Below are 26,999 nucleotides of genomic sequence, written 5' to 3'. Positions count from 1 at the left end.
CTAGCGACCGGGCGACGACTCCGCCGTGACGTGCGGGTCGACTCCGAGCGCGGCCAGCAGTGCGCGGGCCTTGAGGCGGGTCTCCTCCACCTCCTCGTCCGGGACGGAGAGCGCGGTGATGCCTCCGCCGGTGCCGATCCTGGCGCGGACGCCGTCGAGCACGAGGGTGCGGATGGTCATCGCGAGATCGAGTGAGCCGTCGCCGCCGAGGCGGCCGAACGCGCCGGCGTAGAGACCGCGCGGCCCGGCCTCCCACTCGTGCAGGAGCTCGATCGCGCGTCGCTTCGGCGCTCCCGTCATCGATCCGGCGGGGAAGGTCGCGGCGAGCAGCTCCGCCGGTCCGACACCGGGCGCGAGCTGCGCCGACACCTCGCTCACCAGCTGGTGCACGTGCGGGTAGGTCTCGATCTCGAGGAGGCGGTCCACCTGCACCGAGGCGGGGGCGGCGATGCGGGCCAGGTCGTTCCGCACGAGATCGACGATCATCACGTTCTCGGCGCGCTCCTTGACGCTCGCGAGCAGCTCGGCCCGCAGCTCCGCGTCGACGACGGGGTCGGCGCTGCGCGTCCGGGTGCCCTTGATCGGATGCGTGGCGACGCGGCCGTCGGCCGTGACGTCGAGGAAGCGCTCGGGCGAGGCGCTGACGAGAGCGAGCCCGCCGACCCGGATCAGTCCGCCGTGGTGACTGGGGCTCGAGCGGCGCAGGCGCCGGTACGCCTCGACCGGATCGAACGCACCCTCGACCACCACCTCGTTGGTGAGGCAGAGCTGATAGGCGTCACCCGCGCGGATCGCGGCCTGGCAGTGGGCGATCAGGGCTCGGTACCGCTCGGGACCGTGCCGCCACTCGGCGGGTCCGGACGGCTCCGCGTCACGCGGCTCGCCGACGTCGGCAGCGGTCTCGGCGAGCGCCGTCAGCGCCCGCTCCAGCCGCCGCGCCTCCTGCTCCCTCTGCGGGGAGGAGACGAGGTGCAGGGTCCGCCGGGCGTGGTCGAACTCGAGCACCGGGTCGCCGCGGATCAGAGCGAGCGCGGGCGGGGCGTCGGCGTCGACGGGGGCGGGCGGAAGGGCGACGAACGGCGCACCCGCCTCGTAGGCGATCCAGCCGTACCGCCCGAGCGCCCGGTCGCCGGTGCGCTCCGTCTCCACGGCGGCGAGCGCCGCCGACACGTCCGCGCCGGGCCCGACCGTGAGCACGTCGTCCGAGGAACCGAGGAAGGAGAGGCCCTCGGCGGCGTCGCGACCGGAGTCGAGCCAGAAGGAGGCGTTCGCCGAGGCGAACAAGCCGAGGTATGCTCGCTCCGGATCGACCCAGGTCAGCTGCCGCCGGGCGGCGGAAACCTCGGGGAGCGCGGCCACTGGGCTAGCGTAGGCCGTCGTGGACGGCGAGCTGGTGCGGAAGTGGGACGGGCGGGAGCTCGGTCCCGCAGTGGACGAACCGGCCGGCGCCCTCCTCGCGGCCGACTCCTGGCTGGTGTCGGAGGGCCGCGTGCGCGGTCTCGAACTGCACCGGGAGCGGTTCCTGGGCGCGCTCAGCGACGCCGGGCGGCCCGTCGGCGGAGACCACGACGACTCCGCGGCGTTCCTCGACGCCGCGATCGCGGCGCTCCCCCGCACCGGCGACTCCTTCCCGCGCGTCGAACTCACCGCCGAGGGTCTGCGCCTCCGGCTGCGCCCCGCCCCGCCGCGGGGCCGCACCGTCGTCCTCTGGACCAGCCCCGTGGATCCGCGCCGCACCCCGGAGCGCAAGGGACCCGACATCGCACGGCTGGCGCTCCTGCGCTCCCGTGCTCTCGCCGCTGGTGCGGACGAGGCCGTGATCCTCGGTGCCGACGGCGCGGTGATCGACGGCGCCTCGAGCGCCGTGCTCTGGTGGCTCGGCGACGCGCTGGTCGTCCCGCCCGCGAGCAGCCGCCGGGTGCGGAGCGTGACAGCCCGCACGGTCTCCGTGCTCGCGGGGGCACTGGGCGTCGACGTCATCGAGGCGCCGGCTGAGCCGGTCGACCTCGACGGCCGCGAGGTGTGGACGGCGAACGCCCTGCACGGCCTGCGCCTGGCCACGGGCTGGGTCGACGGACCGGCGCTCGCCGCGGTGCCGGGCCGGCTCGATGCCTGGCGCCGGCGCCTGGACGCCCTCCGCCGCCCCCTCCCCTGACGCGCGCGAGGCGCCGGAACGGACGGCGTGCCAAGGACCGGTCACCGCGCGCCGATCCCTCGTCGTACGCACCCGCGCGCGCCAGGATCGAAGCAGTCCGCTCGTGATGCCGCCCTCACCCCGACGGCGCCCATCTCTCGAGAAGGAACTGCGATGACAGCACACACCACCCCCCGCCCGCTCGCCTCAGGTCTCGTCGCGCTGGTCGCGACCGGCGCCCTGCTCTTCAGCGCGACACCCGCCCTCGCTCAGGGCGGTCTCAGCACCGCGTCCTCGAGCATCTCCGCCGCCGCCCGCGCGTCGGCCCCCGACGCACTGAACCCCGGCCAGCAGCTCCTCGCCGGTCAGTCCATCGCCTCGAGCCAGTCGGGAGGCGGGTACACCTTCCGGATGCAGGACGACGGGAACGCCGTCGTCTACGACGAGGTCGGCCACGCCCTCTTCAGCACGGCCACCTCGGGGCGGAGCAACCGCCTCGTGATGCAGGAGGACGGCAACGTCGTCATCTACTCCGCGGACGGCCGTGCGCTCTGGAGCACCGGGACGGACAGCGAGCCGGACGCCCACCTCGTGATGCAATCGGACGGCAATCTCGTCCTCTACCGCGAGGACGACTCCCCGGCCTGGGCGAGTGACAACAACAGCAGGATCCCCGAGCCGCCGTTCAGCACTCTCTACGACGACGAGGTGCTGTACCGCGGCCACCAGCTCACGTCACCGAACGGACTGTTCCGCGCCGTCATGCAGCGCGACGGCAACCTCGTCGGCTACGGCCCGGACGGCGTCGTCTGGAGCACCGGCACCTTCGGCACCGACAACCAGCTCCTCGTCTCCGACGACGGCTACGCCGTGATCATCGGCGCGGACGGGGGGATCGTGTGGGCGGCCGACACCGAGGGTCCGGCCACCTCCATCGCCCTCGACGACAGCGGCGTCCTGAACGTCCTCGACGAGGACGACGCCGTCCTGTGGACGAGCCAGTCCGGACTGCCCGGCGCTCAGCTGTACGCCCCCAACACCCTCGAGATCGACGACCACCTCCGCTCCGACGACGGCGCCTACCGTGCCGTGATGCAGGCCGACGGCAACTTCGTCGTCTACGGCCCGACCGGAGCGATCTGGCAGACCGCCACCTCCGGAGTCGAGAGCTCGTTCGAGTTCTCGGAGGACGGCACGGCACAGGTCGTGGCCGGCAACGGCGCCGTCACCTGGACGGCGACACCCGCCGCCGGTGCCGCCCCGTTCCACTTCGTCATGCAGGGCGACGGCAACCTCGTCGAGTACGACGCCCACCACCACGCGGTCTGGTCCAGCCGCTGACGGCTCCTGCGGTCCGGCGACCGCAGTCGCGCTGACGCTTCCACTCGACGGCCCGGCCCGTGCCCCTCAGCACGAGCCGGGCCGTCGTCGTGCCCTCGGAGCAGCATGCGAGGAGATCGCGTGCCGACCGCCGGCGCCGTCCGGAGAGCCGGGAACCGGACCGCGCGACAGAGAGCACGTGCCGAACGCCAACGGGTGACGGGTCCGAGCGCGAGTGCTTCGGTGAGAGGGAAGACCGCTCGGCGACGCCGCCTCGTCAACGGCGGTGCCGATCTCTCGAGAAGGAACTGCCATGACATCCACCACCCACCCACGACGCCGAGCCTCCGGGATCGTCGCACTCGTCGCAGCCGGAGTCCTACTCCTGGGTGCGACACCTGCTGTGGCCCAGGAGGCCGCCGCTGACGCGTCTGCATCGACGCACTGGAGTCCGACCACGCCGGCCTTCAAACGGTGGCCCGCCCCGTCCGGTGGCCCCGACCGCGATTACTACAACGCTCTTCTCGCCGGGGAAGTGGTCTACTACATCGGCACGAACCCGGGCGGAAGCCCGAACCTGGACCGAACCGTGCTCTCCGACCCGTCCGGAAGCTACGTCTTCGCCATGCAGGAGGACGGTGACGTCGTCCTCCGCTCCAACGACGGCAGGATCCTGTTCCGCACAGGGACCCGCAACGCCTCCCCGACCCAGGTGAACTATCTGGGACTGCAGAAGGACGGGAACATCGTGGTCCTCTCGGGCGATGATCGTCCGATCTGGAGCTCCGGAACGGACGGCGAACCGGGCGCGAATCTCGTGCTCGGGGAGGACGGCGATCTCGTCCTCTACCGCCGGAACGGCACTCCGGCCTGGTCCGCCAGCGCCGGGAAGATCGCCGAACCGCCGACCGACACCCTCGCCACCGGCGGCACCCTCACCTACGGCCACCAGCTCACCTCCGAGAACGGGCTCTTCCACGCGGTCATGCAGCGCGACGGCAACCTCGTCGGCTACGGCCCCTCCGGAGCGATCTGGAGCACCGGCACTCGCGGCATCGGCAATCGCTTCGTCATCCAGGACGACGGGAACGCCGTGGTCTACGGAGCCGACGGCGCGGTGAAGTGGGCGTCCGGTACCAGCGGGGACGGTCTCACCGTCCAGCTCGACGACAGCGGCGTGCTGGAGATCCGCGATGCCGACGACGACCTGGTATGGGACAGCCAGTCTGCGCTGCCCGGATCGATTCTGTACGCCCCGAACTACCTCCAGACCGACGACCGGCTGCGCTCGGACGACGGCGCCTATCGTGCCGTGATGCAGGGTGACGGCAACTTCGTCGTCTACGGCCCGACGGGAGCGATCTGGCAGACCGCCACCTCCGGTGTCGAGAGCTCGTTCCAGTTCTTCCGGAACGGGAGAGCGCAGGTCGTAGCCGACAACGGCGCCGTCACCTGGACGGCGAAGCCCGCCGCCGGCGGTGACGGCCCGTTCCGCCTGGTCATGCAGAGCGACGGCAACCTCGTCGAGTACGACGGACAGGGCCACGCGATCTGGTCCATCCGCTGACCGCGCCGGGATCGACGCGTCGGCGGACGCGCTGACGTCCCCCTCCGATGGCCCGGCTCGTGCACACCCTGCACGCGCCGGGCCCTCGGCGTTCTCACGCGCACGGTCCGGCCCTGCGCGACTCCCCCTCAGAGCGCAGAAGCAGGACGACGCGACAACGACCCTGCGCGCCGCGCCGGAACGCATCGAAGTCCAGCAGCAGTGCTTCGGTGAGAGGGAAGACCGTTCGGCGATGCCGCCTCGTCGACGGCGGTGCCGATCTCTCGAGTAAGGAACTGCCATGACGTCCACCTCACATCCACGCTCCCTCGCCTCCGGACTCGTCGCGCTCGTCGCGGCGGGAACCCTGCTCCTCGGCGCGACACCCGCCCTCGCCGAGAGCGCCGTCGGAGCAGCATCCTCAGCGAGCCGCGCTCCCGCCTGGTCCGCCGGCGCCGGGACGACCGCCGAACCGCCGCACGACACCCTCGGCACCGGCGGCAGCCTCGCGCCGGGCGACCAGCTGACCTCGAAGAACGGGCTGTTCCGCGCGGTCATGCAGACCGACGGGGACCTCGTCGGCTCCGGGCCCTCCGGCGTGATCTGGCACACCGGCACCCACGGCGCGGGCAATCGCTTCGTCCTGCAGAACGACGGTGACGCCGTCGTCCTCGGCGCCGACGGCTCGGTGAAGTGGACGTCCGGCACCAGCGACGACACTCTCACCGTCCAGCTCGACGACAGCGGAGTGCTGATGCTCGTCGACGACGAGGGCGACCTGGCGTGGGACAGCCAGTCCCAGCTGCCGGGGTCGGTCCTGTACGCACCGAACTACCTCTCGGCCGGTGACGTGCTGCGCTCGGACGACGGTCGGTACCTCGCGGTGATGCAGTCGAACGGGGACCTCGTCGTCCACGGTCCGACGGGCACTGTCTGGCAGAGCGGGACCTCCGGCATCGACAACGCGCTGCACGTCGCCGAGAACGGCGTCGCGTCGATCGACGACTGGAAGGACACCGTGGTCTGGACGAACGGTCCCGCCTCCGGTGCGGTCGGACCGTTCCGGTTCGTGATGCAGAACGACGGCGCCCTCGTCGAGTACGACGGCCAGGGCCACGTCGTCTGGTCCAGCCGCTGACGGCAGCGGACAGCGGGCTCCGCCGAGGCGGTCGGCCCTGCTCCGACGGCCCGGTCGTGCGCATCCCGCACGGACCGGGCCGCCGTCGTGAGGGCACGAGATCGGGGCGACGGGCGAGCGAGTGCCTCCGTCATGCCGACGAGCGCTGGACCGGGACACGGCGTCCCGACCGCACGCCCGATCCCGCCCCCGCGTGCGAGCATTCGAGGATCCGCTCGGCGACGCCGACCTCTCGAGAAAGAACTGCGATGACGCCTCCCTCTTCCTCCCGCTCCACCGGAGCCTCGCGCTCCACCGGGCCCTCCCGATTCGCCGGCTCCGGGCTCGTCGCGCTGGTCGCGACCGGGGCTCTGCTCTTCACGGCGACGCCGGCGTTCGCCGAGGAGGCGGTGCAGCAGACGCTCTCCTCGTCCTCCGCCGACTCGGCGCCCGCACTCCAGACGAACGCCGACCCGCAGGCCCGCGCCGCCGGCGCGTACTACAACGCGCTGGAGGGCGGCGAGGAGCTCGCCCGCGGCGAGAGCATCGTCTCCGACAACCCCGGACCCGCCTACGAGTTCGTGATGCAGGCCGACGGCAACGCCGTCACCTACGGACCCGACGGCCGCGTCGTCTACGCGACCGGCACCGCCGGGCGCGGCGACCACCTCGTCATGCAGACCGACGGCAACGTCGTGATCTACTCCGCCGACGACCGGCCCGTCTGGAGCACCGGCACGAACGACGAGCCCGGTGCGTACCTGATCATCCAGCAGGACGGCAACCTCGTCGTGTCCCGCGAGAACGGCTCCCCCGCCTGGGCGAGCAGCGTCAACGGGAGGATCGCCGAGCCCGCGACCGACACCCTCTTCACCGGCGAGACCCTCCGCGGCGGGCACCGGCTCACCTCGGCCGACGGCCGCTTCCGCGCCGAGATGCAGACCGACGGCAACTTCGTCGGCTACGGCCCGCAGGGCGTCGTCTGGACCACCGGCACGCGCGGCGCCGGCAATCGGCTCGTGCTGCAGACCGACGGCAACGCCGTGATCTACGGGCCGGACGGCTCGGTCCAGTGGTCCTCCGGCACCCGCGGCTCGGATCTACGCCTCGGCATCAACAACGCCGGATCGCTGATCATCGTCGACCAGGTCGACACCGTGCTCTGGACCAGCCAGGCGCAACTGCCGGGCTCGAGCCTCTACGCCGAGAACGGGCTCGCGGCCGGCAGTCTCCTCCGCTCGGCGAACGGCGTCTACCGCGCCGTCATGCAGGGCGACGGCAACTTCGTCGTCTCCGGCCGCTCCGGCCCGATCTGGTCGACGGTCACATCGGGCGCCGGCAGCTCGTTCAACCTCTACGAGGACGGCTTCATGGCCGTCGTCCGCGGCGACGGCGCCGGGACCTGGACGGTGACCCCCCGCGCCGGCGCGGTCGCTCCGTTCCGCCTCGTCATGCAGGACGACGGCAATCTGGTCGAGTACGACGGCCGCAACCAGGCGGTGTGGGCGAGCCGCTGACCGCGGTCGACTCGACGCAGCTCTGATGGGGTCCCGCCCTGCGGCGGGCCCCTCCCGACGGCCCGGCTCGCGCCTCCCGTGCACGGGCCGGGCCGTCGGCGTCCCCGGGCGGCGCGACCCGCGGCCGAGGGCGGACCGCGACCTTCGGCGCGCGGTCGCCGGCGGAGCACGGTTCGTCGCTGCTCCCCCGCGCGTCGCATGATGGAGGGGTGAGCGACGCCGGCGACTTCATCCGCACGGCGCTGGAGTACGAGGGCGACGTCTGGCGCGCGCAGGACGTGCGCGAGCGACTCGGCGCGGGCCTCGATTCCACCGGCGCCTCGGTCGGCGCCGTGCGCGGGACCGTGCGGGACGCGCTGAAGAAGTTCCGCGGGCTCGGGCACGACGACGTCACCGCGCTGTCGTCGGAGCTGTGGGAGGCGCACGTCTTCGAGACGCGGCTCGCCGCGATCGTCCTGCTGCAGTCGCGGGCGGCGCTCCTGCGCGCCTCCGACCTGACCCGGCTCGAGGGATTCGTCCGAGATGCACGGGTCGAGGAGTTGACGGCGCCGCTGGCCCGCGACGTGATCCGTCCTCTGCTCGAGAGCAGCAGCGGATCCGCACGGGCTCGGGTCGACGGCGTGCTCGACCGATGGGCCGCCGAGGGCGGGACGCTCGCCGAGGCCGAGAGACGGGTCCGGCCGGCGCACTGATCCGGCCGGATCACCACTCGATCACGACCGCGCCTCGGCGGCGTGGCGCGGCGAGCGGCGTGGAAGCATTCGGGAGAACCGCCCACCGACTCCGCTCGAAGGACCCGCGATGACGCCTCTCCACCCCGCCCGCACCCTCGTCTCCGGGGCGGTGGTGCTCGTGACCGCGGGCGCCCTGCTGCTCGGCGCGACTCCTGCCCTCGCCGCCGGCCCCGGGCAGGTCCCGACCACGGTCGTCACCGCCGCGAACGTGTTCACCGACGCGCTGGTCAGCGGAGAGCAGCTCGTGCCCGGCGAGAGCATCGCCTCGGTCGGCGGCGGCTACCGCTTCGTGCTGCAGACCGACGGCAACGCCGTCACCTACGACGCGAGCGGCCGGGCCACCTTCAGCACCGGCACCCAGGGCCGCGGCGACCGCCTCGTCATGCAGGCCGACGGCAACCTCGTGATCTACGCCGCGGACGGCCGACCCGTCTGGTTCACCGGCACCGACGGTGAAGCGGGTGCCAGCGTGCGGATCCAGAGCGACGGCAACCTGGTCGTCAGCCGCGCCAACGGCAGCCCCGCGTGGGCGAGCAGCATCGGCACGACGATCGCAGCGCCGCCCACGGACTTCCTCTACCCCACCGAATCCCTCCGGCCGGACGGACGCCTCACCTCGGGCGACGGCCGCTTCACCGCGGTGATGCAGGGCGACGGCAACTTCGTCGGCTACGGCCCGAACGGAGTGACCTGGAGCACCGGCACCTCGGGCGCCGGGAACCGGCTGGTGCTGCAGGAGGACGGCAACGCCGTCATCTACGGTGCGGACGGCTCGGCGAAGTGGGCCACCGGCACCAGCGGCTCCGGAGTGCGGATGAACCTCGACAACACGGGCAGGCTCGTCCTGTACAGCATCGAGGACACCGTGATCTGGAGCAGCCGGATCGCCTTCCCGAGCAGCACCCTGTTCGCTCCGGCCGCACTGTACGCGGGCGAGGGCCTCCGGTCGGGCAACGGCGCCTACCGAGCGACGATGCAGGCCGACGGCAACTTCGTCGTCTCCGGCCGCACCGGTCCGATCTGGACCACCGGGACGTCCACGTCCGGCGACTTCCTCTCGATCGACGAGAACGGATACATGGCGGTCGCCGGCCAGGGCCGAGCGAGCTGGAGCGTTCTACCGCGCTACTTCGTCAATGCCGGCCCCGCTGTTCCGCCGTTCCGCCTGGTGATGCAGGACGACGGCAACCTGGTGCAGTACGACGGGCGCGGCCGCGCGAGCTGGTCCAGCCGCTGATCGCCGCGCTCCCGGGCTGAGCGGATCCCCGGGCCGTCCTCCGGTCCGGGGATCTGCCGCGTCGGGGGTCAGCGGGCGGTGCCCTCCGCGACCGTGATCCGCCGGTCGAAGGCGAGGGACGCGGGGACGCGGTGCGCGATCAGCACGACCGTGCGGCCCGAGGCGGCGTGCAGCAGGTCGGCGAGCAGGGCGTCGGCCACCGGCGCGTCCACCGAGGCGGTGGGCTCGTCGAGCACCAGCACGTCGAAGTCGGCGAGCAGGGCGCGGGCGAGCGCCAGCCGCTGCGCCTGACCGCCCGAGACGAGCGAGCCGCGCTCGCCGACCCGCGCGTCGAGACCGCCGCGCACCGCGGTCCAGGAGGCGAGGCCCACCCGCTCGAGAACGGTGGTCAGCACCGCGTCGTCGGCCTCGGGCCGGGCGAAGAGCAGGTTCTGCCGAATAGTGTCGTCGAAGAGGTAGGGCTGCTGCTCGACGAGGCCGACCAGCCGGCGCAGCTCGTTCTGGGGCAGCGTGCGCGCCTCCACCCCGCCGATCCGGTAGGAGCCGGTGTGGTCGAGGAACCGGACGAGCGCGTGCGCGAGGGTCGTCTTGCCCGAGCCGCTGCCACCGGTGACGAGGACCCGCTCGCCCGCGCGCAGCTCGAGCGAGACGTCGCGGAGCGCCGGCGTCGCGGCTCCGGGCCAGGAGATCGAGAGGTCGCGGAGGACGATGTCGCGGCCGAGCGGGACGGCGGCCGACGGATCGACGTCGGCGTCGGTCGCCAGCGCCGGCGACGCGGCCTGCGCGTCGAGGTCCGCGAGCCGCTGCGCGCTCGAGAGCGCGGAGCGCGCGCTCTGCACCGCCAGCGGAGCGGCGGCCACGACCTCGAAGACGGCCAGCGGCACCAGGGCGAGCACCCCGAGCGCGGGGCCGCCCAGCTCGCCGACCGCCGGGATCCCGAGGGCCAGACCGGCCCAGACCGCGCCGCCGGAGCACAGCGCGAGAACGGCGGCGGCGAGCCCGGTCGACGCCGCGCGGCGACGAGCCGCCCGACTCAGCGCCGCCTCCGCCTGCGCGGCGTCGGCGATCGCGGCCTCGGCCGCGTCGAAGGCGATCAGCACGTCGAGCCGGGTGACCAGCAGGTTCAGGCGCTCGGCCAGCTCGCCGCGCAACGGCGCCAGCTCGCGGTCGGCGCGCGCCGAGACCAGCCCCGAGCCGAGGGCTCCGCCGAGGAAGGCGAGCACGAGCAGACCGAGCAGCACGGCGCCCATCGCGGGCAGCAGGAGCCAGATGCCCACCACCGCGGCGGCGGAGACGACGGCGGTGACGACCAGCGGCTGCACGATCCGCAGCGGCACGTCCTGCTGGGCGTCGACGTCGGCGACCACGCGCGAGACGAGATCGCCGCGGCGGACCCGCCCGAGTCCGTCGGGCGCCACGGGGACCAGCCGGTCGTAGACGCCCGCGCGCAGCTCGGCCAACGCGCGGAAGGCCGCATCGTGCCCGGAGAGGCGCTCGAGGTAGCGGAAGAACGCCCGCGAGAGCGCGAAGGCACGCACGCCGACGACGGCCATCGAGAGGAAGAGGATCGGCGGCTGCTCGGCCGCCCGCACGATCAACCAGGCCGAGCAGGCGAGCAGGGCGACGACCGACGCGGACGACAGCAGCCCGAAGGAGAGTCCGGGGAGGAAGCGCCGCGGCGCCGGCATCGCCGCGCGCAGCACCTCGGCGCGGTTCACCGGAGCACCGCCTCGGCGGGGGCGAGTGCGAGCACCGCGTCAGCGGCGGCGATGGTCGCCGGGCGGTGCGTGGCGACGAGCACGATCACGCCCTCGTCGGCGAGAGAGCGGAGCCCGGCGAGCAGCGCGCGCTCCGACTCCTCGTCGAGCGCGGCGGTCGGCTCGTCGAGAGCCAGTACGGCGCAGCCGCGCTCGAGGACGCGGTGCACGGCCCGGGCCACGGCGACCCGCGCCGCCTGCCCGCCGGACAGTCCGGTGCCGTCCGCATCGATCCGCCGGCCGGGGTCGAGGTCGGCACCCGCGATCGCGAGCGCCCGGTCGATGCGCACCGGGTCGGGCGAGCGCGAGCCGAGCGCCACGTTCGAGCCGACGGTCCCGGGGAGCAGATCGGGCCGCTGCCCCGACCAGGCGAGCCAGTCGCGGCCGGTCGACTCGTCGACGGCGACGCCGCCGAGGGCGATCGAGCCGGTCGCGGGAGCGAAGCCGGCGAGGGCGGCGAGGAGGGTCGACTTCCCGGATCCGCTGGGCCCGGTCAGCGCCGTGATCGAGCCGGCGGGCAGGACGGCGTCGACGGGCGCGAGCACGCGGCCCGCACCGTCGTCCACCGCGAGCCCGCGCAGCTCGAGCGCCCCCGAGCGACCGGGCACCGCGGTTCGCCCGGGGACGGTCGCCGCCGCCTCGATGATCGCGAAGGCCTCGTCCGCCGCCTGCACGCCGTCCGCCGCCGCATGGAACTCGGCACCGACCTGCCGCACCGGCAGGAACACGTCCGGCGCCAGCACGAGCACGAAGAGCCCGATCGCGAGCCCGAGCGAGCCGTCGACCAGGCGCAGCCCGATCGACACCGCGACGAGCGCGACCGAGAGCGAGCCGGCCAGCTCGAGGACGAAGCTGCTGACGAAGGTCACCCGCAGCACCTTCATCGTGTGCACGCGGTAGTCCTCGGTCAGCGCGCGGATGCGGGTGCTCTGCCGCTCCGCCCGTCCGAAGATCTTCAGCGTGGCCAGTCCGCCGACCGTGTCGACGAAGCCGGAGGCCAGCGCCTGCAGGCGGCTCCACTGCCGCTTCTGCACCGCCTGCGTCGCCCAGCCGATCAGGATCATGAACACCGGGATCAGCGGCAGCGTCACCACGAGGAAGAGCGCGCTGAGCGGATCCGCGAGGAAGACCACGAACGTCAGGATCGGCGTGGTGATCGCGGTCGCGATCAGCTGCGGCAGGTAGCGGGCGAAGTAGCCGTCGAGCGCGTCGAGCCCGCCGCCGAGCAGGGCGACGACCCCGCCCGAGCCACCCGTGCGGCCGGCCGGGCCGAGCGCGACGAGCGAGGCGAGGACCGCCGACCGCAGCTGCGCCTTCGCGTCGGCGCCGCCCCGCGCGGCGTTCACCTCGACGGCCCAGGCCAGCAGCGCGCGCACCGCCACGACCCCCAGCAGCGCCGCGAGCGACGGCGCCGGGTCGGCGGCCGAGCGCCCGTCGACCGCACCGGCGACGAGCTGCGCCACCAGCCACGCGAACGCGACCGCGGTCGCCGTGCGGGCCAGCGCGAGCGCCCCGCCGAGCACGAGGAACAGCCGTGCGGAGCGGGCGTAGCGGAGCAGTCGGGGGTCGAGGGGCTTCACGGTCGCGATCGGTCAGTGCGCGTCGACCGGGATGTGGCTCCGGGTGATGCGCTTGCGGAAGATCCAGTAGGTCCAGGCCTGGTAGCCCACGATGAGCGGGACGAAGACCAGCGCCGTCCAGCTCATCACCGTCAGGGTATAGGGCGTGCTCGAGGCGTTCTCGATGGTCAGGCTGTTGGCGACGTCGTTCGAGGCGGGCATCACCGCCGGGAAGAGCGTGGTGAACAGCGCGAGCACCGCGAGGCCGATGGTCCCGGCCAGCAGGGCGAAGGCACGGCCCTCCCGCCCGCGGACGTTCGCGAGCCAGGCGAGCACCAGGGCGGTCGCCGCGGCGATCGACAGCAGCCAGGACGGGCCGCTCCCCTGCGCCAGGTTCGTCCAGCCGAGGAACACCGCGGCGACCGCGATGGTCACCAGTCCAGCCCGCGTCGCCAGCCGGCGCGCCCGCTCGCGGATCTCGCCGTCGGTCTTCAGCGAGACGAAGACGACGCCGTGGGTGAAGAAGAGCAGGAGCGTCGTCGCGCCGCCGAGCAGCGCGTACGGGTTCAGCAGATCGAAGACCGTCCCGATGTAGTTGTGGTCCGCGTCCAGCGGCACGCCCTGCACGATGTTCGCGAACGCGACGCCCCAGAGGAACGCGGGCACGGCCGAGCCGACCACGATCATCGTGTCGAACCGCTTCTTCCAGGCGGCCTCCGGGCGCTGGTGCCGGTACTCGAAGGAGACGCCGCGGGCGATCAGCGCCAGCAGGATCAGCAGCAGCGGCAGGTAGAAGCCGCTGAAGAGCGTCGCGTACCACTCGGGGAACGCGGCGAACATCGCCGCTCCCGCGACGATGACCCAGGTCTCGTTGAGGTCCCAGACCGGCCCGATCGTGTTGATCAGGACGCGGCGGTCGGTGTCGTCGCGGCCGAGGAACGGCAGCGACATCCCGACGCCGAAGTCGAAGCCGTCGAGGACGAAGTAGCCGATGAAGAAGACGGCGACGATCCAGAACCAGAGCGTGGCGAGATCGAGCGATCCGAGGTCCATGTGCGCAGTGCCCTTCTCAGTAGACGGTGCCGACGAGCTGCGGGCGACCGCTCTCCTCGTCGATCTCGGGGGCGTCGTCGGGGCCGGCCTGGGCCGCCCGCTTGATCAGCCGGAACTCGACGACCGCGAGCGTGCCGTAGATGGCGGTGAAGGCGATCAGCGAGATCAGCACCTCGATGCCGCTGACCCCGGGCGAGACGCCGTCCGCGGTCTTCAGCAGGCCGAAGACGAGCCAGGGCTGGCGGCCCATCTCGGTGAAGACCCAGCCGACGATCATCGCCATCAGCGGCAGCGGTGCCGCCCAGATCGCGATCTTCCACATCCACTGCTTCGGCTCGCGGCCCTTGCGGGTGAACCAGAGGCCGGCAGCGGCGACGCCGATGGCGAGCACGCCGAGCGCCATCATCCAGCGGAACGACCAGTAGGTGATCCAGATGATCGGCGTGTAGTCGCCCGGGCCGTAGACCGCGCTGTACTGCGCCTGCAGATCGTTGATGCCCTCGACGGTGCCGGTGAAGGTGTGCGTCGAGAGGAAGGAGAGCAGATACGGGATGCGGATCGAGAAGAGCTCGCTCGAGCCGTCGGGAGTGCCCCAGGTGAAGATCGAGAACGAGGCCTCGACACCGGTGGACGTCTTGTAGAGCGCCTCCGCGGCCGCCATCTTCATCGGCTGCGTGTCGACCATCGCGAGGCCGAGCGAGTCGCCGGTGAAGAGGGTCAGACCGCCGCTGATCAGCATCATCCAGGCGCCGAACTTCAGTGCGGGGCGCATCGTCTCGAGGTGCTGGTTGCGCGAGAGGTGGTAGGCGGCGACGCTGACGATCACCGCGGCCGAGACCATGAAGCAGGCGAAGATCGTGTGCGGGAAGGCGGCGAGCGCGACCTTGTTGGTCAGCAGGGCCCAGATGTCGGTGAGCTCGGCGCGGCCCTTGGCCTCGTTGATCCGGAAGCCGACCGGGTTCTGCATGAAGGCGTTCGCGGCGATGATGAAGTAGGCCGAGAGCGTCGTGCCGAGCGTGGTGAGCCAGATCGTCGCGAGGTGCAGCTTCGCCGGGAGCTTGTCCCAGCCGAAGATCCAGAGGCCGATGAACGTCGCCTCGAGGAAGAACGCGAGCAGCCCCTCGAAGGCGAGCGGGGCGCCGAAGACGTCGCCGACGAAGCGGGAGTAGTCGCTCCAGTTCATCCCGAACTGGAACTCCTGGACGATGCCGGTGACCACGCCCATCGCGAAATTGATCAGGAAGATCTTCCCGAAGAACTTCGTCAGCTGCAGGTAGTGCACGCGACCGGTGCGCACCCAGCAGGTCTGGAAGATCGCCACCGTGAGCGCCATGCCGATGGTGAGCGGCACGAAGAGGAAGTGGTAGATCGTCGTCAGGCCGAACTGCCAGCGCGACAGGAGGAGCGGGTCCAGGAGTTCGTTCACGGCTCCGAGCCTAGGTTGGCCGGAGGGGCGCGATGCCCTCGGATCCCAGTACTGGGGCGGATGTGCGCCTCCCGCGGGGCCCCTGGCGACACCCTTCCGGGGCGGTCCGCGCGGCCCGCCGCCGGCCCGCGCGTCAGCGACGTCTCGACGTCGAGACAGAGCGTCTCCACGTCGAGAGATCTCCGCCCGCGGGTCCGGTCGAGCAGCGCCCGCGTCCGTCAGAGGGTCGGCGACGGACCTCTCGACGGCGAGCGACCACGTGCGCTGACGCTTCCCGCTGTCGAGCTCGCATCTTCACAGGTCTTTCCCAGTCGCCCCGGCGTCCCGCGTCCGCTGTGAGAGATCGTGCGCCGTCACCGCGCGACGCTCGCGGCTCCCGCCCGGCCGCGCCCCCTACGATCGAGGGATGCCGAGCAAGGGGAGCTACGCCAAGGGCGTCGCGAAGCGCGAGGAGATTCTGCAGACCGCTCTCGAGGTGTTCTCGCGGCAGGGGTACCGCAAGGCCTCGCTGCGCGAGATCTCGGAGGAGGTCGGCCTGACGCAGGCGGGGCTGCTGCACTACTTCGACTCGAAGGAGGAGCTCTTCGCCGAGGTCCTCCGCAAGCGCGACGACACGGACCGCGCCGTCTACGACCTGGAGAAGAAGGGCGACCAGGCGATCGAGGAGGTCGTCAGGCTGATCCGGCACAACAGCGAGGTGCCCGGTCTCGTCCACCTCTACGCGACGCTCTCCGCCGACGCGACCGACGAGTCGCACCCCGCGCACGAGTTCTTCATCGAGCGCTACCGGACCGTCAACGAGGTCTTCGCCGCCCGGGTCCGCGAGGACCAGAGCGAGGGGCTCATCGCCGCCGACATCGATCCGGAGCTGGCCGGCAAGATGATCACGGCGCTGTCCGACGGCCTGCAGGTGCAGTGGCTGCTCGACGACCGGGTCGACATGGGCTCGATCGTCGAGACCTTCTGGTCGCTGCTCAAGCGGGTCCGCTGAGATGCCGGAGCGCACGCGGCCGTGAACGACGCTCTGACCGGCATCCTCGCCTTCGTCGTGAGCGTGCCGCCCGTCTGGCGGACCCTGCTGGCCGGCCTCGCCGTCTTCTTCGAGACGACGATCCTCGCCGGGCTGATCGTGCCGGGCGACACCGTCGTGATCGTCAGCGCGACCGGCGTGACGTCTCCCCTGCAGTTCGTCGCCCTCGCCGTCGCCGTGATCATCGGCGCGCTCTGCGGCGAGTCGGTCGGCTTCTACCTGGGCCGCTGGTTCGGACCGCGGATCCGCGGGTCGCGCCTCGGTCGCCGCCTCGGCGAGAAGAACTGGCTGCGGGCCGAGCGCTACCTCGCGCGCCGCGGCGGCATCGCCGTCTTCCTCTCGCGCTTCCTCCCGGTGCTGCACTCCCTCATCCCGCTCACCGTCGGGATGAGCGGCATGAGCTACCGGACCTTCATGGCCTGGACGACGCCCGCGTGCATCCTCTGGTCGTTCGCCTACGTCGGCGTCGGAGCCGCGGCGGCGGGCGGCTACCGCGAGTTGTCGGACAGCCTGCACTACGCGGGCTACCTCTTCGTCGGCGCGATCGTGGTCTTCGTGCTGGTCGTGATCGGCGTGAAGAAGCTCCTCTCACGCGCAGAGGCGCGTCACCTCGACGAGTGACGCGCCTCCGGGCGTGAGCGGGTCGGGTCAGCCGAGGAGGCCGGCCGAGGTGAGCCACTCGGTCGCGATGGCCGCGGCCGACTTCTGCTCGTTGACGCTCTCGGAGTTCAGCGCGACGAGGTCGTCGGCGGTCAGCTTCGCGCTGACCCCGTTGATGATCTCGGCGGCGTCGTCGTCGACCTTGTCGGAGACGATGGGCACCACGTTGTCCGCGACGAACAGGCCGTCGGGGTCGGCGAGGGGCAGCAGATCGTTCGACTCGATGTTCGGGTCGGCGGTGTAGATGTTCGCCATCTGGATCTGGTTGCTGGCCAGCGCGTCGACGGTCGTCGATCCGCCGCTGTCCTCGATCGCCTGGAACGTCGTGGTGATGCCGTACTTCGACTGCAGCGCGTCGGGTCCGTAGGGACGGGTCTGCAGCTCCGAGTTGCCGCCGAGCACGATCGGGTCGGTGACGTTCTTCAGCGAGGCGATGTCGGTCAGGTTCCACTTGTCGGCGAAGGCCTGGGTGACCGTGTAGGAGTTCTGGTCGCTCGCGTCCGCGGCGTCGAGCGCGCGCAGTCCGTCGGGCAGGGCGTCGGTGAGCGCCGAGTAGACGTCGTCGGCCGTGGTCGCGGTCGTGTCCGGCTCCAGCGCCTGCAGGAGGCTGCCGCCGTACTCGGGGAAGACGTCGATCGAGCCGCTCTCGATCTCGGGCAGGTAGATCTCGCGCTGACCGATGCGGAAGTCGCGCTGCACGGTCATCCCCCCGTCCTCGAGGGCCTGCGCGTAGATCTCGGCGATGATCTCGTTCGAGTAGTAGTCCTGCGAGCCGATGACGATGGTGTCGCCGCCGGCGGTCGCTCCCGATCCTTCGTCGAGCGGATCGCTGGACGAGCACCCTGCCAGCGCCACCATGGCGCCGACCGCGAGTGCGCTGAGAACGACACGGCCCTTCTTGGTTGCTGTGAACATCTCTTATTTCCCTTCGTCGATGGGGATTCCCACCACCGCGCGGCGTCGGAATGACGACGCGCGGAAACCTGTGCGCTCGGTCGAGGCGCGGCCGAGGCCGAGCACGACGCCGCGGGGCACGGCGATCCGCTGGAGGACCGCGAACAGCACCTCGCTGAGCAGCGTGAGCACGATCACGATGATCGAGCCCGCGAGCATCTGCGGGTAGTCGCCCGCCTTCACGCCCTGGAAGATGTAGCGGCCGAGACCGCCGGCGCCGATGTAGTCGGCGAGCGTCGCCGTGGCGATGATCTGCAGGGCCGCGACGCGCAGACCGCCGATCAGCAGCGGCAGGCCGAGCGGGATCTCGACCTTCGCCAGGATCTGCCACTCCGTCATGCCGACGGAGCGCGCGGCGTCGACGGTGCGGCGGTCGACCGCCTCGAGCCCGGAGTAGGCGCCCGCGAGGATCGACGGGATCGCCAGGATCACGAGTGCGATCAGCGGTGCGCCCAGGCCGAGGCCGAGACTCATCGCCGCGAGCACCAGCACGCCCAGGGTGGGCAGCGCGCGGAGGCCGCCGGCGACGGGCACGGCGATGCCCTTGCCCTTGCCGGTGTGGCCGATGAGGTAGCCGAGCGGGATGGCGATGGCCGCGGCGATCACCAGCACGACGAGGCTGATGCCGAGGTGCTGCGCGACGCGGGTCGGGATGCCGTAGATGCCCTCCCAGTGCGCCGGGTCGCCGATCCAGGCGAAGGCCTGGGCGATGAGGTTCATGCGGTCACCGCCTTCGCGCTCGCGGCGCTCCTGCGGCGGGAGCGGCTCCGGTCGAGGGTGGTCCACGGCATGAGCAGGCGCCCGAGCAGCACGAGGAGCCCGTCGAGGACGAGGGCCAGCACGATGGTCAGCACGATGCCGGTGATGATCTCGCCCTGGATGCCGCGCTGGAAGCCGTCCGTGAAGAGCAGGCCGAGGCTCTGGATGCCCAGCACCGCGCCGACCGTCACGAGGCTGACCGTGCTCACCGTGACCACGCGCAGGCCCGAGAGCAGGACGGGACCGGCGAGCGGGAACTCGACCTTCCAGAACCGCGCCCAGGCCGAGTAGCCCATCGCCGTCGCCGACTGGGTGACGTCCTCCGACACCGCCGAGAGCGCGTCGGAGGTGGTCCGCACCATCAGCGCGATGCCGTAGAGGGTGAGGCCGATGATGACGTTCGCGGTGGAGCGCAACGGGATGCCGAGCAGCGCGGGCAGCAGGATGAACATCGCCAGCGACGGGATGGCGTAGAGCACGCCGAGTCCGGTGAGCAGCGTGCCGCGGCTCCAGCGGTAGCGGTTGGCGACCCAGCCGAACGGCAGCGAGATCACGAAGCTGAGCAGGATCGGCGGGACCGAGAGCGCGAGGTGCGCCAGCAGGTTCGCGACGATCTGATCGGTGTTGTTGACGACCCAGTTCACGCGCCGACGCCGTCCTGCGCGCGCAGGACGCCGGTCGGCCGCCCGTCGCCGTCGACGACGATCCGGGCGCCGTCGCGCTCCTCGATCGACAGCGATCGCTTGCCGCGGTCGGCGCCGACGAAGCCGGCGACGAACTCGCTGGCGGGGTTCGCGAGGATCTCGGCGGGCGAGCCCTTCTGCGCGATCCGGCCGCCCTTCTCGAGGATGACGACCTGGTCGCCGAGCAGGAACGCCTCGTCGATGTCGTGGGTGACGAAGACGACCGTCTTGTCGAGCTCGCGCTGCAGGCGCAGGGTCTCGCGCTGGAGATCGGCGCGCACGAGCGGGTCGACGGCGCCGAACGGCTCGTCCATCAGCAGGATGTTGGGGTCGACGGCGAGGCCGCGCGCGACGCCGACGCGCTGCTGCTGACCGCCGGAGAGCTGGCTCGGGTACCGGGTGGCGAGCGAGCGGTCGAGGCCGACGGTGTCCATCAGCTCGAGCGCGCGATCGTGGGCCGGCTTCTTCGCGACGCCGTTCAGCCGCGGCACGGTCGCGATGTTGTCGATCACCCGGCGGTGCGGCAGGAGACCGGAGTTCTGCATCACGTAGCCGATGCGGCGGCGGAGGGAGACAGCCGGGAGCGTGGAGATGTCCTCGCCGTCGATCTCGATCGTGCCGCCGGTCGGCTCGATCATGCGGTTGATCATCCGCAGGATCGTCGTCTTGCCGCAGCCGGACGAGCCGACGAAGACGGTCGTCTGGCGGGAGGGCAGCACGAGCGAGAAGTCGTCCACCGCCCGCGTGCCGTCCGGATACTGCTTGCTCACTCCGCGGAATTCGATCACGGTCCTGCTCTTCCCTGTCCCGTGGTCCCGGTCAGAACCTGGCGATCAGCAAAACATCATTCGGAGACGCGTGCCAACCCGGATGGCGCAGTGTTGCACCGGAGCGTGGAAAGAGCTAGGCCGTCGGCGGCCGTCGCGGTCAGGCCTCGATCGGCCCGTAGTGCATCGAGAGGTAGTTGCGCAGCAGCACCCGGGCCTCGTCGATGAAGCGCTGGTCGCCAGCCGGATCGATGAGGAAGGCGCGGGTGAGCATCGCGTCCGCGACCTCGATCACGACCTCGAGGCGGAACGACAGCTGGGCACCGCCGGGCAGGCCGTACTCGGAGGCGAGGATCTCGGCGAAGCGGCGGGCGAAGAAGCCGGCCTCGAACGCCTCCCCCGCGACCTCGGGGGCGTGGATCGTGTCGACGAAGCGGATCGAGCGGAAGCCGGCCTCGGTGCGGTGCATCTCGCAGAACGCGTCGACCGCGCAGTCGACGGCGCCCCACCAGTCCGCCGGGTGCTTCTCGCGGATGTCGGTGATGACCTTCTTGCGGAAGCGCTCGAGCGCGCGCTCGCGCAGGGCCTGGAGCACGGCGATGCGGTCGGGGAAGTAGCGGTAGACGGTGCCGATCGCGGCACCCGCGCGCTCGGCCACCATCGCGGTGGTCAGGCGGTCGAAGCCGACCTCGTCGACCACGGCCGCGGCGGCGTCGAGGAGGGAGGCCAGCCGGGCCGCGCTGCGGACCTGGACCGGCTCGTTGCGGACCTGAGGCGACTCTCCGAAAGGTCGATCGACGAGGTTTCCAAGCGGCACGGCGAAGCTCCTTCGGTATCGGTTTCTACAATCGTACGCACGCGGACGTGCCGTTCGCGTCGAATCACCGAATGTCTCTCGCTTTCTTCGCCCCGCGTAGGGTGGGCGCGCAGCGGCACCCCAGGAGGACCCATGTGCGGACGCTTCGTCCTCTCGCAGACCAGCGCCGACCTGGTCGCGCTCTTCGACATCGACGAGCCGGGCGCGGATCTTCCGGGCCCGTCCTGGAACATCGCGCCGACGCAGCGGATCGCCGTCGTCGCGGAGTCGATGAAGGGCGTGGAGGAGGGCGAGCCGCCGCGCCGCCGCCTGGCCGGCGCGCGCTGGGGCCTGGTGCCGCGCTCCGCCGCGGATCCGTCCGGTGCGCCGCTCTTCAACGCGCGGATCGAGTCGGTCGCCGAGAAGCCCTCCTTCCGGGAGTCCTTCGCGGCGCGACGGGCGATCGTGCCGGCCTCCGGCTGGTACGAGTGGCGGGTCGGCGCGGACGGCGTGAAGGCACCTGTCTTCGTGTCGCCGGGCGGTGGCGCGCTCGTGCTGTTCGCCGGGCTGTACGAGTGGTGGCGCTCGGCGGAGCCCGGGGCACCGTGGCTGCTGTCGGCGACGATCCTGACGCGCCCCTCCGCGGGAGCGGTGGCCGAGGTGCACGAGCGTATGCCCGTGCTGCTGCAGCCGGAGCTGATCGAGGACTGGCTCGACCCGCTCACCCCGGGCGACGGCTCGCTGCTGCGCGCGGCGTCCGACGGCGCGGCCGAGCTGGCCGAGGAGCTCGACGTGCACCGCGTCGGCGCCGCGGTCGGCACGGTGGGCAGCAACGGGCCGGAGCTGATCGAGCCCGTCGAGGACTGAGCCGGACCGGCGTCCCTCCTCCGGTGCAGCGCGGCGCCCGCCGGACGGGGGCGACCGGCTCCCGGGGCCGTCTGGCACACTGGGCGGATGCCGCTGACGCCTGAGAGCAAACCGATGAGCGCCGGGGCGGCCGAGGTCCTGCACCGCGCCGCACGCATCGAGGACCGGATCCACGCGCTGCGCATGCGCCGGGTGACGCGCAAGGGCTACGTGCCGCGGATCATCCCCTACACCGGCTACGGCACCACCGAGCAGCTCCGCGTGCTCGCGCGCGTCCTCTACACCCGGCCGACCCCGCCCGGGGCGGAGGAGGTCCAGCCCGTGGAGAGCGTCCGCGGCTGGCGCAGCTTCACGAGCCTCTACATCAGCGGCGCGGTCGTCTCCGTCTCGGTGGACGGGCAGAGCCACCGGATGGTCGCGGATCGCGGCGGTGTCATCGACACCGACATCCCGATCACGCTCGAGCCGGGCTGGCACCGCATCACCCTCACCGTCGAGGGCGGCGCGCCGGTCGAGGCCCCCGTCTTCATCGTGCGGCCGGAGGCGAGGATCGGCGTCGTGTCCGACGTCGACGACACGGTCATGGTCACGGCGCTCCCCCGGCCCTTCGTCGCCGCCTGGAACACGTTCGTGCTCGACGAGCACGCGCGGATGCCCACGCCGGGGATGGCCGTCTTCCTCGACCGCTTCTCCCGCCAGAACCAGGGCTCGCCCGTCATCTACCTCTCCACCGGCGCCTGGAACGTGGCGCCGGCGCTGACGCGGTTCCTGTCGCGGCACCTCTACCCGGCGGGGGCGCTGCTCCTGACCGACTGGGGGCCGACGCACGACCGCTGGTTCCGCAGCGGCAAGCAGCACAAGGAGGAGAACCTCCGCCGCCTCGCCGCGGAGTTCCCGGACGTCCGCTGGCTGCTGGTCGGCGACGACGGGCAGCACGACGAGGAGATCTACTCCGACTTCGCGCACGAGCACCCCGAGAAGGTCGCGGCGATCGCGATCCGCCAGCTCTCCAACGGCGAGGCGGTGCTCGCGGGCGGTCGCTCGAAGGCGGCCGACCTCTCGGAGACGAGCGGCACCCCGTGGGTCTACGCCCCGGACGGCGCCGGCATCTCCGAGCAGCTGACCGAGCTCGGCATCCTCTAGCCCGGTGCGGCACGGCCGTGCCGACGCGCGGGTCTCGGGCATGCAGAGCCGGCCTCGGCACGCGGAGACCGTGCGGAACGACGAGCCGGACGTGGAATCGCGAGCCGCGACTCCCGCAGCCCGAGCTTCGGCTCGCGAAACTTGCCTGGGCACGCGAAAACCGCGCAGAACGACGAGCCGGAGCTGATTCCGCGAGCCGAAGCTGCTCGACGGCGAAGTCCGGCTCGCAGAATCCACCTCGGCACGCGGGAACCGTGAGGAACCGCGAGCCAGAGGTCGAATCACGAGCCGAAGATCCTCCCGCCGGACCTCCGGCTCGCCGAACATTCCTCGGCACCCGGAAACCCCGCCAGACCACGAGCCGTACGCGTAATCGCGAGCCGAAGGCCTCGCCGCCCAAGCTCCGGCTCGCGAGAACCGCCCAGGCACGCGGAAACTGCGTAGAACGACAAGCCGAAGAGCATTTCGCGAGCCGACCGTCGAATCGCAAACCGGAGGGCTTCCCACCCGAGGTTCGGCTCGCGAAAACCGCCCCGGCACGCGGAAACCCCGCAGAACCACGAGCCGGAGCTCGAATCACGAGCCGAAGCTCATCGCGCCTGACGTGTTCGGCTCGCGGAAACGTCCTCAGCACGCGGAAACCGCGCAGAACGACGAGCCGGAGATGATTTCGCGTGCCGAAGGTCCTCCCGCCGGGGGTTCGGCTCGCGAGAACCGTCTCGGCACGCTGGAACCCCGCAGAACTACGAGCCGTAGGCCGAATCACGAGCCGGAGGTCCTCCCGCCGGAGGTTCGGCTCGCGGAAACCGCCTCGGCACGGGGAACGGGGCGGAATCACGAGCCGGAGGTTCTCCCGCCAGAGGTTCGGCTCGCGTAAACCGTCGCGGCACGCGGAAACGGGGCGGAATCGCGAGCCGGAGGGCGAATCACGAGCCGGAGATCCTCCCGCCGGAGGTTCGGCTCGCGGAGACCGCCTCGGCACGCGGGAACCGGCAGGAATCGCGAGCCGGAGGTGGTTTCGCGAGCCGGAGGTACCGGGGTGGCGGAGGGGTGGAGTGGCGGAGGGGTGGCCTGGAACGACGGAGGCCGCCCGCTCCCCGGGTGGGGAGGGGCGGCCTCGGTCGTGGGGGGACGGACTACGCCTGGTGCGCGGCCTGGAGGTCGAGCGTGATGGTGACCTTCTCGCCGATGAGCACGCCACCGGTCTCGAGGGCGGCGTTGTAGGTGAGACCGAAGTCGGTGCGGTCGATGGTCGCCTTGGCGGTCAGACCGGCCTTGTAGTTGCCGTAGGGGTCGGAGCCGAAGCCGCCGAACTCGACCTCGAAGGTCACGGGCTTGGTGACGTCCTTGATGGTGAGCTCGCCGTCGACGAGGAAGTCGTCGCCGTTCGCGCGGACCGCGGTCGACACGAAGTGGATCGAGGGGTACTTCTCGGCCTCGAAGAAGTCGCCGGTGCGGAGGTGTCCGTCGCGGTTGGGCTCGTTGGTGTTGATGGAGGCGACCTCGGCGGTGGCCTCGACCTTGGAGTCCAGCGGGTTCTCGCCGGTGGTGAAGGTGGCGGTGAAGCGCTCGAACTTGCCCTTGACCTTGCTGATCATCAGGTGGCGGACGCTGAAGCCGACCTCGCTGTGCGTGGGGTCGATGACCCAGGTGCCGGCGCGGTATCCGGGGATGGTGGTGGTGTCGCTCATGGTTTCTCCTCGAGAGTGTGAATCGCGCGGGAAGCTCGTCCCCGTCCGATGTATGCAAGCGCATCGACGGATCGAGTATTCCATGTAGCGACAACCTTTTTCGACACGGGACCCCTGTCCGACGACTGATGGACACTTCCACGCCGCCTTCCACCCTCGGAAGGGGCACAGGCGGTCGCCGGGGCCGGGGTGAGTCGGCGCGGAGCACGACGAAGACTGAGGACGGCCCCGCAGCATCCGCGCGATCCCCGGCCAGAGCCGGCGCCCCTTGGGAGGCGCCCTTCGACAGGAGACACCGATGACCGACGCCCCCACCCCCGCCGACGCCCTCCGCCGCCGCACCGTGCTGGCCGGTGCCTGGGCCGCTCCCGTGGTCGGAGCCGCCCTCGCCTCCCCCGGCGCCGCGGCCTCGACCACCGAGATCACCGGGACGATCGTCTTCAACCCCCGCCAGTACCGCGGGACCCGCGTCGGCGACCGGGTCGAGTTCCCGCCGCTGACCGGCACCGTCACCATCTCGCGCGGTCCGATGCCCTCGAAGGCCTTCGTGAACTTCTCGGAGCCGAACGAGCGCGTCGACCTCCGCCGCGACGCGGGCCGGTTCACCCCGGTCGATCCGGTGACCGGCCGCTTCTCCTTCGACGGCATCTACAACGCGATCGTCGACGGCGAGAACCCGTTCGGCTTCGCCTACGCCGGCATCGCGGAGGAGGACGCCGACGGCGCGATCTTCGGCTACGACGTCGCCGAGCTGGACGGCTGAGCCGTCCGGGGCGGCCGACCTGTCAGCGCGCGGCCGTCGGCTCCGCGTCGCGCACCGGGTTGCGAATGCCGAGCAGCGAGACCAGCCCGCCGAGGAAGAGCAGCACGGCGGTCGCGATCGCCGCGCGGCGGAAGCCCTCGGCGTCGAGCGTGTCGCCGACGATCAGGGAGGTGGCGGCGATCGCGACCAGCCCGGCGATCCGCGAGACCGCGTTGTTGATCGCGGAGCCGACTCCGCTGTGCCGGCTGTCGACCGCGCCGAGGATGGTGGAGGTCAGCGGGGCGACGGTGATCGCGAGGCCGAGGCCGAAGAGCAGGATGCCGGGCAGCAGCTGCGTCACGTAGTCGGCGGGCGGCCGCACACCGGCCAGCAGCAGGAAGCCGACGCCGGCGACCAGCGGGCCGACGCCCATGAAGAGCCGCGGCCCGAACCGCGCTGTCAGCGCGCCGGCGACCTGCGAGAGCAGCAGGAGCAGGATCGTCGGCGGGAGCGTGGCGAGGCCGGCGAGCGTGGCCGAGAAGCCGAGCCCCTGCTGCAGGTAGAGACCCAGGGCGAAGAAGCCGAACGAGAGCGCCCCGTAGATGAACGCCGTCGACACGTTGCCGACCGTGAAGTTGCGCGAGGCGAACAGCGAGAGCGGCAGCATCGGGTTCGGCGTCCGCCGCTCCCAGAGCACGAAGGCGACCAGGGCGGCCAGACCGCCGATCAGGGCGACGAGCACCAGCGGGTTCCCGAAGCCGAGCCGCTCCTGCTCGATCAGCGCGAAGACCGGGCCGCCGAGGCCGATCACGCCGAGCACCGCGCCGACGCCGTCGATCGGCACCCGGGTGCCGGAGTCGACGTGGCCGAGCCGGCGCAGCAGCAGCAGCGTCACCGCGATCGGGAGGAGGTTGAGCGCGAAGACGTAGCGCCAGGAGCCGGCGTCCACGAGCAGCCCGCCGATCACCGGGCCCGCGATCGTCGCCGTGCCCGTCCACGCGGTCCACGCGCCGATGGTCTTCGCCTGCGCGGCGCCGTGGACCGTCGCGATGATCAGCGCGAGCGAGCTGGGCACGAGGATCGCCCCGGCGGCGCCTTGGAGCATCCGGGCGACGATCAGCACCTCCGCCGTCGGCGCGAGCGCGCAGAGCAGCGAGGTGACGCCGAAGCCGATCAGGCCGATCGTCATGCTGCGGGCGCGCCCGATCCGGTCGGCCAGCGAGCCGGCGACCAGGATCAGCGCGCCGAGCGTGATCAGGTAGCCGTCGACCACCCACTGCTGCACGGCGAGCCCGCCGCCGAGCTCGCGGGTGATCGCGGGCAGCGCCACGTTGACGACGGTGCCGTCGAGGAACGCCACGAAGGAGGCGAGGATCGCGACCACGAGGACCGCGCGCGGGCGGCTCATCGCGGTGTCTGCGGAGGTGCTCATCGCTGCTGCCGGCTCATCCGCTCACCGTACTCCGAGCCGACGCGGCGCAGCGCGGCACCGCCGGTACAGACTCGT

Annotated in this window: 24 protein-coding genes; 12 read left to right on the top strand and 12 right to left on the bottom strand. The window is 71.8% G+C overall.

The window, feature by feature from the left end; all coding sequences use genetic code 11:
• On the bottom strand, positions 1-1,359 hold the full coding sequence (locus EDF36_RS04735; RefSeq protein ID WP_260300529.1) for an anthranilate synthase component I family protein: 1,359 nt from the start codon (positions 1,357-1,359) through the stop codon (positions 1-3).
• Positions 1,360-1,378: 19 nt separating this feature from the next.
• Here EDF36_RS04735 and EDF36_RS21725 point away from each other — a divergent pair, with 19 nt between their 5' ends.
• The 7 genes from EDF36_RS21725 (at position 1,379) to EDF36_RS04700 (ending at position 9,605) form a co-directional block, all read left to right on the top strand.
• Positions 1,379-2,155, top strand: a complete 777-nt coding sequence (locus tag EDF36_RS21725) for an aminotransferase class IV (RefSeq protein ID WP_123732424.1) — start codon at positions 1,379-1,381, stop codon at positions 2,153-2,155.
• A gap of 153 nt (positions 2,156-2,308) precedes the next feature.
• On the top strand, positions 2,309-3,475 hold the full coding sequence (locus EDF36_RS04725; RefSeq protein ID WP_123732094.1) for a hypothetical protein: 1,167 nt from the start codon (positions 2,309-2,311) through the stop codon (positions 3,473-3,475).
• Positions 3,476-3,767: 292 nt separating this feature from the next.
• On the top strand, positions 3,768-5,021 hold the full coding sequence (locus tag EDF36_RS04720) for a hypothetical protein (RefSeq protein WP_123732093.1): 1,254 nt from the start codon (positions 3,768-3,770) through the stop codon (positions 5,019-5,021).
• Between the two features lie 280 nt (positions 5,022-5,301).
• The gene (locus EDF36_RS04715; protein WP_123703069.1) at positions 5,302-6,138 is read left to right on the top strand and encodes a hypothetical protein; all 837 of its coding nucleotides are present in this window, start codon (positions 5,302-5,304) and stop codon (positions 6,136-6,138) included.
• A 248-nt stretch (positions 6,139-6,386) separates the two neighbouring features.
• Positions 6,387-7,634 (top strand): hypothetical protein, encoded by a 1,248-nt coding sequence (locus tag EDF36_RS04710; protein ID WP_123732092.1) that lies wholly within the window; start codon positions 6,387-6,389, stop codon positions 7,632-7,634.
• A gap of 209 nt (positions 7,635-7,843) precedes the next feature.
• Positions 7,844-8,326 (top strand): DNA alkylation repair protein, encoded by a 483-nt coding sequence (locus tag EDF36_RS04705; RefSeq protein WP_123732091.1) that lies wholly within the window; start codon positions 7,844-7,846, stop codon positions 8,324-8,326.
• A gap of 109 nt (positions 8,327-8,435) precedes the next feature.
• A complete protein-coding gene (locus EDF36_RS04700; RefSeq protein WP_123732090.1) occupies positions 8,436-9,605 on the top strand; it encodes a hypothetical protein in 1,170 nt (389 codons plus the stop codon).
• 68 nt (positions 9,606-9,673) lie between these two features.
• Here EDF36_RS04700 and cydC read toward each other — a convergent pair whose 3' ends face one another.
• Genes cydC through EDF36_RS04680 form a run of 4 tightly spaced genes read right to left on the bottom strand, consistent with a single transcriptional unit; the run spans position 9,674 to position 15,400 of the window.
• Positions 9,674-11,323: a thiol reductant ABC exporter subunit CydC gene (cydC, locus tag EDF36_RS04695; RefSeq protein WP_260300528.1), complete on the bottom strand. Its 1,650-nt coding sequence runs from the start codon at positions 11,321-11,323 to the stop codon at positions 9,674-9,676.
• Positions 11,320-12,942: a thiol reductant ABC exporter subunit CydD gene (gene cydD, locus EDF36_RS04690; protein WP_123732089.1), complete on the bottom strand. Its 1,623-nt coding sequence runs from the start codon at positions 12,940-12,942 to the stop codon at positions 11,320-11,322. Before cydD ends, cydC begins: the two co-directional genes overlap by 4 nt.
• A 12-nt stretch (positions 12,943-12,954) precedes the next feature.
• Complete coding sequence (cydB, locus tag EDF36_RS04685) at positions 12,955-13,974, bottom strand: cytochrome d ubiquinol oxidase subunit II (protein WP_123732088.1); 1,020 nt, start codon at positions 13,972-13,974, stop codon at positions 12,955-12,957.
• 16 nt (positions 13,975-13,990) lie between these two features.
• On the bottom strand, positions 13,991-15,400 hold the full coding sequence (locus EDF36_RS04680; protein ID WP_123732087.1) for a cytochrome ubiquinol oxidase subunit I: 1,410 nt from the start codon (positions 15,398-15,400) through the stop codon (positions 13,991-13,993).
• Between the two features lie 406 nt (positions 15,401-15,806).
• Between EDF36_RS04680 and EDF36_RS04675 the strand changes: the two genes are divergently transcribed.
• Both EDF36_RS04675 and EDF36_RS04670 read left to right on the top strand, forming a co-directional pair.
• Positions 15,807-16,391: a TetR/AcrR family transcriptional regulator gene (locus tag EDF36_RS04675; protein WP_123732086.1), complete on the top strand. Its 585-nt coding sequence runs from the start codon at positions 15,807-15,809 to the stop codon at positions 16,389-16,391.
• A 21-nt stretch (positions 16,392-16,412) separates the two neighbouring features.
• A complete protein-coding gene (locus EDF36_RS04670; protein WP_123732085.1) occupies positions 16,413-17,051 on the top strand; it encodes a DedA family protein in 639 nt (212 codons plus the stop codon).
• 27 nt (positions 17,052-17,078) lie between these two features.
• Here the strand turns inward: EDF36_RS04670 and EDF36_RS04665 are convergent, their stop codons facing one another.
• From EDF36_RS04665 to EDF36_RS04645, 5 genes are all read right to left on the bottom strand, one after another.
• Positions 17,079-18,005 (bottom strand): ABC transporter substrate-binding protein, encoded by a 927-nt coding sequence (locus EDF36_RS04665; protein ID WP_123732084.1) that lies wholly within the window; start codon positions 18,003-18,005, stop codon positions 17,079-17,081.
• A gap of 3 nt (positions 18,006-18,008) precedes the next feature.
• The gene (locus tag EDF36_RS04660; RefSeq protein WP_123703049.1) at positions 18,009-18,764 is read right to left on the bottom strand and encodes an ABC transporter permease; all 756 of its coding nucleotides are present in this window, start codon (positions 18,762-18,764) and stop codon (positions 18,009-18,011) included.
• Positions 18,761-19,447 carry an ABC transporter permease gene (locus EDF36_RS04655; protein WP_123703047.1) on the bottom strand — a complete coding sequence of 229 codons (687 nt, stop codon included), beginning with the start codon at positions 19,445-19,447 and terminating at the stop codon, positions 18,761-18,763. Before EDF36_RS04655 ends, EDF36_RS04660 begins: the two co-directional genes overlap by 4 nt.
• The gene (locus EDF36_RS04650; RefSeq protein WP_123732083.1) at positions 19,444-20,274 is read right to left on the bottom strand and encodes an ABC transporter ATP-binding protein; all 831 of its coding nucleotides are present in this window, start codon (positions 20,272-20,274) and stop codon (positions 19,444-19,446) included. The genes EDF36_RS04655 and EDF36_RS04650 overlap by 4 nt, the downstream gene beginning before the upstream one ends.
• Before the next feature lie 139 nt (positions 20,275-20,413).
• On the bottom strand, positions 20,414-21,070 hold the full coding sequence (locus EDF36_RS04645) for a TetR family transcriptional regulator (protein ID WP_123445588.1): 657 nt from the start codon (positions 21,068-21,070) through the stop codon (positions 20,414-20,416).
• A 132-nt stretch (positions 21,071-21,202) separates the two neighbouring features.
• On the opposite strand from EDF36_RS04645, the gene EDF36_RS04640 reads away from it, so the two are divergent.
• Together EDF36_RS04640 and EDF36_RS04635 are read left to right on the top strand one after the other, a co-directional pair.
• Positions 21,203-21,916 (top strand): SOS response-associated peptidase, encoded by a 714-nt coding sequence (locus EDF36_RS04640; protein WP_123732082.1) that lies wholly within the window; start codon positions 21,203-21,205, stop codon positions 21,914-21,916.
• A gap of 87 nt (positions 21,917-22,003) precedes the next feature.
• Complete coding sequence (locus tag EDF36_RS04635) at positions 22,004-23,059, top strand: App1 family protein (RefSeq protein ID WP_123703043.1); 1,056 nt, start codon at positions 22,004-22,006, stop codon at positions 23,057-23,059.
• A gap of 1,136 nt (positions 23,060-24,195) precedes the next feature.
• On the opposite strand, the gene EDF36_RS04630 is transcribed toward EDF36_RS04635, so the two are convergent.
• Positions 24,196-24,750, bottom strand: a complete 555-nt coding sequence (locus tag EDF36_RS04630) for a YceI family protein (RefSeq protein ID WP_123445585.1) — start codon at positions 24,748-24,750, stop codon at positions 24,196-24,198.
• 298 nt (positions 24,751-25,048) lie between these two features.
• On the opposite strand from EDF36_RS04630, the gene EDF36_RS04625 reads away from it, so the two are divergent.
• Positions 25,049-25,513 carry a hypothetical protein gene (locus tag EDF36_RS04625; protein ID WP_123703041.1) on the top strand — a complete coding sequence of 155 codons (465 nt, stop codon included), beginning with the start codon at positions 25,049-25,051 and terminating at the stop codon, positions 25,511-25,513.
• Between the two features lie 22 nt (positions 25,514-25,535).
• Here the strand turns inward: EDF36_RS04625 and EDF36_RS04620 are convergent, their stop codons facing one another.
• Positions 25,536-26,924: a DHA2 family efflux MFS transporter permease subunit gene (locus tag EDF36_RS04620; protein ID WP_260300527.1), complete on the bottom strand. Its 1,389-nt coding sequence runs from the start codon at positions 26,922-26,924 to the stop codon at positions 25,536-25,538.
• Positions 26,925-26,999: the final 75 nt, after the last annotated feature.

It is taken from the genome of Rathayibacter sp. PhB152, assembly GCF_003751395.1.
In the GTDB taxonomy this organism is placed as follows: Bacteria; Actinomycetota; Actinomycetes; order Actinomycetales; family Microbacteriaceae; genus Rathayibacter; species Rathayibacter festucae.
Note: the sequence above shows the minus strand (reverse complement) of the source record. Positions and strands in the feature narration are given on the sequence as shown.